General features: G+C 59.8%; 10 protein-coding genes and 1 pseudogene. 6 read left to right on the top strand and 5 right to left on the bottom strand.

The features are described from left to right. The coding region (locus E4Q08_RS06805; RefSeq protein WP_248594746.1) for a DUF6444 domain-containing protein at positions 1-192 on the bottom strand (192 nt) is incomplete at its 3' end. Positions 193-348: 156 nt separating this feature from the next. Here E4Q08_RS06805 and E4Q08_RS06800 point away from each other — a divergent pair. The 4 genes from E4Q08_RS06800 (at position 349) to E4Q08_RS06785 (ending at position 1,828) form a co-directional block, all read left to right on the top strand. Next, complete coding sequence (locus tag E4Q08_RS06800; RefSeq protein WP_169069811.1) at positions 349-669, top strand: hypothetical protein; 321 nt, start codon at positions 349-351, stop codon at positions 667-669. 79 nt (positions 670-748) lie between these two features. Further along, positions 749-1,009, top strand: coding sequence for an Lcl C-terminal domain-containing protein (locus tag E4Q08_RS06795; protein ID WP_169069810.1), 261 nt, complete (start codon positions 749-751; stop codon positions 1,007-1,009). Between the two features lie 418 nt (positions 1,010-1,427). After that, on the top strand, positions 1,428-1,643 hold the full coding sequence (locus E4Q08_RS06790) for a type II toxin-antitoxin system HicB family antitoxin (RefSeq protein WP_169069809.1): 216 nt from the start codon (positions 1,428-1,430) through the stop codon (positions 1,641-1,643). Then, complete coding sequence (locus E4Q08_RS06785; protein ID WP_169069808.1) at positions 1,643-1,828, top strand: type II toxin-antitoxin system HicA family toxin; 186 nt, start codon at positions 1,643-1,645, stop codon at positions 1,826-1,828. The genes E4Q08_RS06790 and E4Q08_RS06785 overlap by 1 nt, the downstream gene beginning before the upstream one ends. 431 nt (positions 1,829-2,259) lie before the next feature. On the opposite strand, the gene E4Q08_RS06780 is transcribed toward E4Q08_RS06785, so the two are convergent. Next, positions 2,260-2,556: a type II toxin-antitoxin system RelE/ParE family toxin gene (locus E4Q08_RS06780; protein ID WP_169069807.1), complete on the bottom strand. Its 297-nt coding sequence runs from the start codon at positions 2,554-2,556 to the stop codon at positions 2,260-2,262. Continuing rightward, on the bottom strand, positions 2,553-2,777 hold the full coding sequence (locus E4Q08_RS26020; protein WP_169069806.1) for an addiction module protein: 225 nt from the start codon (positions 2,775-2,777) through the stop codon (positions 2,553-2,555). Before E4Q08_RS26020 ends, E4Q08_RS06780 begins: the two co-directional genes overlap by 4 nt. Before the next feature lie 750 nt (positions 2,778-3,527). On the opposite strand from E4Q08_RS26020, the gene E4Q08_RS06770 reads away from it, so the two are divergent. Together E4Q08_RS06770 and E4Q08_RS26350 are read left to right on the top strand one after the other, a co-directional pair. After that, positions 3,528-4,754, top strand: a complete 1,227-nt coding sequence (locus tag E4Q08_RS06770; protein ID WP_169069805.1) for an IS110 family RNA-guided transposase — start codon at positions 3,528-3,530, stop codon at positions 4,752-4,754. Between the two features lie 75 nt (positions 4,755-4,829). Continuing rightward, positions 4,830-4,928, top strand: a pseudogene (locus E4Q08_RS26350) (transposase); the annotation flags it as partial. Between the two features lie 62 nt (positions 4,929-4,990). Here E4Q08_RS26350 and E4Q08_RS06760 read toward each other — a convergent pair. After that, the gene (locus E4Q08_RS06760; protein ID WP_034920387.1) at positions 4,991-5,404 is read right to left on the bottom strand and encodes a CZB domain-containing protein; all 414 of its coding nucleotides are present in this window, start codon (positions 5,402-5,404) and stop codon (positions 4,991-4,993) included. 137 nt (positions 5,405-5,541) lie between these two features. After that, positions 5,542-6,468: a LysR family transcriptional regulator gene (locus tag E4Q08_RS06755; RefSeq protein WP_034920386.1), complete on the bottom strand. Its 927-nt coding sequence runs from the start codon at positions 6,466-6,468 to the stop codon at positions 5,542-5,544. Between the last annotated feature and the right edge of the window lie 95 nt (positions 6,469-6,563).

The following is a 6,563-nucleotide window of genomic DNA, read 5'->3' as shown; positions in this document are numbered from 1 at the left end:
ATCCGAGGACGGTGGTTTGCTCGAATTGTGGCTATTCTTGGCCCCTCGACCTTCCAGTTCCTGCACCTTCGCCTGCAGCTTCTCCACTTCTCCCCTCAACTGCCGCACCAGCGCACGTAAGGGCCAAAGCTCGCGGATCAGATCATCCTTCTCGGCAACACTCAGTCGTTCAAGGTCGGGAATCTCGTCCATGCCCACTCACCTGTACGAAGCCTATCCATTGCGAGGTCAATGCTGGGTTCTCTTGAAAGCTTGGACGTTCGCTCTGAGCAAAAATTCCAGTACCTGAGCGTCGCCACGCTTCAGCCTGTCCGCTTGGCGGAGGACTCCTGAGTAGTTACGAGTCTTGTGAAAATTCCTGCGCTTACCGCCCTGCTGGCGGGCATTGCACTGAGCGGCGCGGCGCAGGCCATGTTGATTGACCGTGGCGGCGGCCTGATTTACGACAACGTACTCAACATAACCTGGTTGTCCGATGCCAATTACGCCAAGACCAGTGGCGTTGACGCGGATGGCCTGATGAACTGGACGGCTGCCAACGCTTGGGCGGCGGGTCTGGTGTACGGCGGCTACAGTGACTGGCGCCTACCCACCACGCTGCAACCGGATGCCAGTTGTAGCAACCACCTGGCTGGTGGTATAAGCTTTGGCTACAACTACTGGCAGTGAGATGGGGCATCTGTTTTACGCGGACCTGGGGGGTACTGCCGGGTACTCTCTCCTGACCAGTACCGATCCTGATGTTGCAATGTTTATCAACATCCCGTCCACCTCTGCCGACCCGTCCGACAATTCAGACAATTTTTGGTCCGCCACGGAGTACGCGCCGGAGGCAGCAACCGCTGCGTGGCATTTTTACACCGTCAACGGCCAACAGCGCGCGAGCGGCAAGGACAAAGAGTTCTTTGCCTGGGCGGTTCGCCCCGGCGATGTCGCCGCCGTACCGGAGCCCGCGACGCTCCTGCTCTTATTGTCTGGCCGTAACTACTCAGGTCAAATTGTTATGTAAAAACAATTGGTTAGAAACATGAGAACAATGGCATAAACTTGCAACCACTTGATTCTAAATCAGTCCCATTCGTCATTATGCTATTTCAATATTCGCAACGTGTTGATTTTTAACAAGATGCAGTACCTGAGTAGTTACGTCTGGCCTTGGGGTTATGTTCATCCGTTCGCGGTCGCACAGCGGCTGACGCGGCAGCGTGCTGGGCGGGCGTCGTTATCCTGCCATTTGGCTGGCTGACGCGCTTGCGTCCCCACGTGGTCCGGAGGGATGCTTGGCCCGTGGCCGGTCAGCAGTGGCCGGGCATTTGCCAACTCTTCGCCCAACCCAGCACTTCCTGGGGCCCTGCGCTTTCACTTTGGGCGTCAAGAAAGCGCGCTCTGATATAATTGCCCAGTCCCGGTTCATGGCGAGGTGCATCATGGAATTCACGGCGGTTTTTGAGAAGGTTCCTGAAGGCTACATCGCCTTCGTTGAAGAGCTTCCTGGCGCCAATACGCAGGGCACCACTTTGGCTGAAGCTCGGGAGAATCTGCATGAAGCCATCGAGTTGGTTTTAGAAGCTAATCGCGCGCTTGCCGAGGAATCGATCCAAGGGCGCCAAGTCTTTAAAGAGCGGCTTGTTGCGGCTGCGTAATGAAACGCCATGATCTCGTGAGGCACTTGCAGCGTCACGGCTGCGAGCTATTCCGGGAGGGTGGCAGCCACACGGTGTTTGTTAATCGCGTAGCGGGAAAATCGACCACCGTCCCGCGTCACCGAGAAATCAATGAGTACCTTGCTTGCCGTATTTGCAAGGATCTTGACGTTCCTCAGCCGTGATGCCGCCCAACAAGGCGCTCCAGCGGGCAGGCCGGCCTCCGCTTCGCTCCGGCTGGCCGTGTGCCGCTGAGCTTTCACGTTGGGCGTGCGGAGCCAAATCATGACCCAGAGCTGTCGCGGCCGAAGGCTTTGCCCAGGGGCTGTGGCTTTGCCAAACGCGGCACTTCCCCCTCGCGGCCGTGCAGCCGCTGGCGAGGCGGTGTGCTGGGCGGGCGTCGTTATCCTGCAAGCCTGGCTGGCTGACGCGCTTGCGGCGTGGCGCGGCCGGGCCGGATGCTTAGCCCGTGGCCGCGTCGGCAGGCCACTCAGCCGTGGCGGACCATTTGCCAACTTTTCGCCCAACCCTGCGCTCCAGGCGACCGGCCGCATAAAGCCGCGGCCGTCGCCTGAGCTTTCACGTTGGGCATTGGAAGATGGAGCCTTACGTGGCCTTAGCGCATGTGCCAGTATCCTGGCTTACGGCGCTGGTGCGCGACAGCGAGCACTGTCACTGTACTGCCCAGAATCTCGTAGAAGACTGTGTAGGGGAAGTGACGAAGAACATGTCGCCTGATCGCATCCTCGTCTTCGGGCCACATCAGCGCATCGACCGCAAGTCGATCAATCGCCTCAAGCGTTTCAGTTCGAAAAGCCTGGGCCGCGATAGGGCTGCGATCGAAATACCAAAGGAATGCCTCTCTGACTTCTGCCTCTGCTTCGGGCAGAATTTCGACTGCGAAGCGCGTCACAGAGCGCTCAGTCTCGCTCTGGCTTCCGCCCAAGGAGCGGCCTTGACTGTCCCAGCCCGAAGGGCCGCTTGCCGCGCCCTGATCTCCTGCCGCCACGCTTCCGTGATTGAAGAATCGTCACTGCCTTCGAGGCTATCGAGTAGCGCTACCGTCAACGCCGAACGCTCGTCGGGAGGCAATCCGAGAGCTTCGTCAAGAATGTGGTCTACGTGGGCGTTCATGGGGCTAAGTTTAGCACTCAAGCCGTGCTCGGTCACTGCCTTGCCTGCTTCGAGCCGCCACCCAACCCTGCTGTTGAGTTCCGCATCGGCCACATCATGACCTCTGGCTCTTCCGGCGACCGGCTTGGCCGATGGCGGCGGCGTTGGCCACCGGCCTTGCCCATGGGCGGCGCTACTGGCCACCGCAGTGCTTGCCCGTTGCGACCCTGTTGGGGCTGACGCGGCGGCGTGGCGTGGTCGGCAGGGCGCTTACCCCGCCGCATCGGCTCACCGCCAATGGGCTGGGCGTTTGGAATCAAAAGGAGAATCAATAAAGGGGCCAGGCTGTTCGCCGTGATCGGCGGTATATCCAGCGGGTTAAAGTCCCGTGAAAGGAGTTGTCCGTACGCCTTTCTAGCACCGGGAAGCGGCGTTCGAGTAATCGGAGGTCATAAGTTTCCCAGGGCAAAGCAGCAGGCCGCAACGCAAGTGAACCTAGACGTAGCCTCGTCACACTAACGGTCATTGCAGTTGCGGCCACCCCGGATGATGAAAGAAGATCCGAGTTGGGAAGCGGCGGGAAGAGGTCGCACAATATTTTGGCGGCTTGACCCCACAAGCTAACGGGACCCGCTGAACCGACTCGTACCCCGGATTGCTGCCATCGAGCGCACACATGAAAAGGGCCGCTGGCGACTGGTCGCCTTCAGGCAATTTCGGTTCTGGCACCCACCGCTTCCCGCCTTCGAGTGTATTGTGAAAGGAGACGGTATGGAACTGGTTCCCATCCACAAACGAGTCATCGGACTCGACGTTCATCAGGCCCAGATCACGGCATGCGCGATCCTTGAGGAAGCGGATGGCGAGACACGCATCGAGCAGCATCAATTGGGATTGGGGGCCTTCAAAAAGGACCGGCGGGCGTTGGCGGCCTGGGCGGCGGCGCTGAATCCCGACGAAGTGGTCCTGGAAAGCACGGGCATCTACTGGAAGAGCCCCTATGCGGCGCTGGAGGTGGTGGGCATCCGGGCGAAGGTGGTCAATGCCCGTCACGTCAAGCAGGTGCCTGGGCGCAAGACCGATGTCGGCGACGCCCAGTGGCTCGCGACCCTGGCGCGTGCCGGTCTGCTGCGTGGGTCATTCGTGCCGCCGGCCAAACTGCGTGAACTCCGGGTGATCTCCCGGCAGCGACAGAAGCTGGTCAGCCTGCTCACCTCCGAGAAGAACCGCCTGCACAAAGTGCTTTCCGATGCAGGCATTCGCTTGGGCGTGGTCGTCAGTGATCTCCATGGCCAGTCGGCACGCGCCATGATCAAGGCGATTCTCGACGGCCAGCCTCCGCATGAGGTGCTCCATCTCGCCAGCCGACGTCTCAAAGCCAGCCGCGAGGAATGGTACGATGCCCTCCAGGGTGAATGGACCGCGAGCCATGGGTTCGTTCTCGACGAACTGTTGCGGCATATCGAAGAACTGGAAGCGAGCATCGCCCGTTTCGACGCCCGCCTGCTCAGTGAGTTGGCGAGCGAGAAAAATGCCCTGGCACTGCTGCAAACCTTACCCGGTGTCGACGTCATCGGTGCGGCCATGCTGCTGGTCGAAATCGGCAGCGACAGGAGCGTTTTCGGTACCCCCGACCGCCTGGCTTCCTGGGTCGGCATCTGTCCAGGAAACTATGAGTCGGCGGGGAAGCGCAAGTCGGGGCATATCCGCAAGGGCAATCCCTACGTCCGCCGACTCCTGTGTGAGTTCGCTCACGCCGCCAGACGCACCAAGTCGGCGTTCCAGGCCAAGTTCCAGTCGCTGATCGTTCGCCGCGGTTACCAACGAGCCATCGTCGCTTTGGCTCACAAGATGTTGCGCACCATCTTTTTCATGCTCAAGCGGGGCGAATATTACCGGGATTCCGCCACCAACTATGAGCAGATCTCCGTACAGCGCAACGCTTCTCGCTGGATCAAGGCTCTAACTCGCTTCGGCTTCATCCCCGCAGCCGCTTGATTCACGCCAACTCATCGTCATGACCGGCGCCGGTCAGGCCTTCGTTCGCCTTCCGGGGGGCTTCTTTCACATTAAGCGGTACTCGAGTACCTCGGTCGCTACACGCATCGGGTGGCGATCTCTAACGAGCGTATCCTCGGCATCGACGGCAACGACGTGCTCCTGCCCCTCAAAAATATCGGCAAGCTGCCAGAAGCAACCGCTGCCTCAGCCTGACCAGCCATCGCTTTACTTGACTATCCTGCTGACGGCGGGAGGTCTGTGTTTGTCTTTGTTTCCCGGGCTTTCACGGTAAGCCTGTCCTGCCAGGCCCGCAGGGCAAGGGCGAGTCTTCCGGACATCGTGACGTATTCGCCGTAGAACAAGGCATAGGCCTCGTTTTTCTTGCCGGAAGCTGCCAGCTCGACCACTTGCGCAGCCAGTTCATGAAACTCGGTATGCAATCGGCTGACTTCCTGGTAATCGTCTGATTGTTGTTCTTCTGCGGACCAGGCGGGACCGTGCAACCATTTGCCAAATTCACATTGGTCAGCCGCCCGGATGCTTTCCACATCGACGCCAGGGTGCGCTTCAAAAACAACCTCCCTGAGCTGCGACATCCACCGGGAATGTGCGCCAATCGCCTCTTCAATGTTCGCCACACTGTCCACTGCTTCTCCTCCGTTGCGTGCCCACCTGCCGGGCCACCGAGCTGTTTGATTTTTTCCTATTCTACATCCCTGGACGATGTGCCGTCTGACCGAAGAGCAGTCGTCGGCAAGCGGCGCCGTGATTCGCCCCTGAGAGCTTAGGGAATGAACGACCACTCGATCTGCTCGCTGCGCTCGATGCCTGCGGTCATCGTTCGACAGAGGGCGATGAACTCGCGCAGACCTGCGGTCTGGAACTTGCGACGATGCCGGAGGAAGTGAAAGTGCCGGCGCAGGTCGAGTTCGGGTGTCTCGATGGCGACCAGGCTGCCGCGCCGGAAGGCCTCGCGCAAGGCCAGGCGAGAGATGCAGCCAATACCGAGACCGAACTCGACGGCGCGCTTGATCGCTTCGGTATGCTCCAGTTCCAGCCGGACCTGCAAGGCGAAATGCTGATGGCGCAGCGCCTGGTCGAGGGTCTCGCGTGTTCCCGATCCAGGTTCGCGAACGATCCATGCCTGTTCGGCCAGTTCGGCCAGCGTTGCCGTGCCCTGCCCCGCCAGCGGATGCTCGGGCGCACAGAATACCACCAGCTCGTCTGCCACCCAGGGTTCGACGACCAAGTCGGGGTGCCGGCATGATCCTTCGATCAAGCCAAGATCGAGTTCGTGGCGCGCCAGTTGATCGATGATCGTGGCAGTGTTGTGCACGCTCAATTGCAGCGTGCTCTCGGGGTGGCGTTTGAGGAAGTCGGCGACGATCAGCGTCGCCAGGTAGTTGCCGATGGTCAGCGTCGCGCCGATGCGCAGTTTGCCGTAGCCGGCGCGACCTTCGAGCACGCTTTCGATCGCCGCCGCCCGCTCGATCAGTTCGACCGCCTGCGGCAGCAAGGCCTGTCCGAGTTCGTTGAGATGCAAGGTCTTGCCGAACCTGTCAAAAAGTTGCGTGTCGTATTGTCGTTCGAGTTCGGCAAGCGCCGTACTGGTTGCTGACTGCGACAGCGCAAGCTCTGCAGCAGCACGCGAGACGCTCTCGTGGCGAGCGACCGCCACAAACACGCCGATCTGGCGCAAGGTGAATCTCATATCTGTGTTTTAGATATACTTTATTCAAAAAATCGGTTTTACAAATATAGCATGAGCAACTACGATAATTCGCATCCATCGCACAGCAGGGTCCA

Source organism: Candidatus Accumulibacter contiguus (genome assembly GCF_012940005.1).
In the GTDB taxonomy this organism is placed as follows: domain Bacteria; phylum Pseudomonadota; class Gammaproteobacteria; order Burkholderiales; family Rhodocyclaceae; genus Accumulibacter; species Accumulibacter contiguus.
This window is presented reverse-complemented; position numbering and strand designations above follow the sequence as displayed.

What these genes read in the sequence shown, in the direction of transcription:
- E4Q08_RS06795 (WP_169069810.1), top strand. Translation starts at nt 749, where the DNA reads ATGTTTATCAACATCCCGTCCACCTCTGCCGACCCGTCCGACAATTCA.
- E4Q08_RS26020 (WP_169069806.1), bottom strand. Translation starts at nt 2,777, where the DNA reads ATGAACGCCCACGTAGACCACATTCTTGACGAAGCTCTCGGATTGCCT.
- E4Q08_RS06790 (WP_169069809.1), top strand. Translation starts at nt 1,428, where the DNA reads ATGGAATTCACGGCGGTTTTTGAGAAGGTTCCTGAAGGCTACATCGCC.
- E4Q08_RS06785 (WP_169069808.1), top strand. Translation starts at nt 1,643, where the DNA reads ATGAAACGCCATGATCTCGTGAGGCACTTGCAGCGTCACGGCTGCGAG.
- E4Q08_RS06755 (WP_034920386.1), bottom strand. Translation starts at nt 6,468, where the DNA reads ATGAGATTCACCTTGCGCCAGATCGGCGTGTTTGTGGCGGTCGCTCGC.
- E4Q08_RS06770 (WP_169069805.1), top strand. Translation starts at nt 3,528, where the DNA reads ATGGAACTGGTTCCCATCCACAAACGAGTCATCGGACTCGACGTTCAT.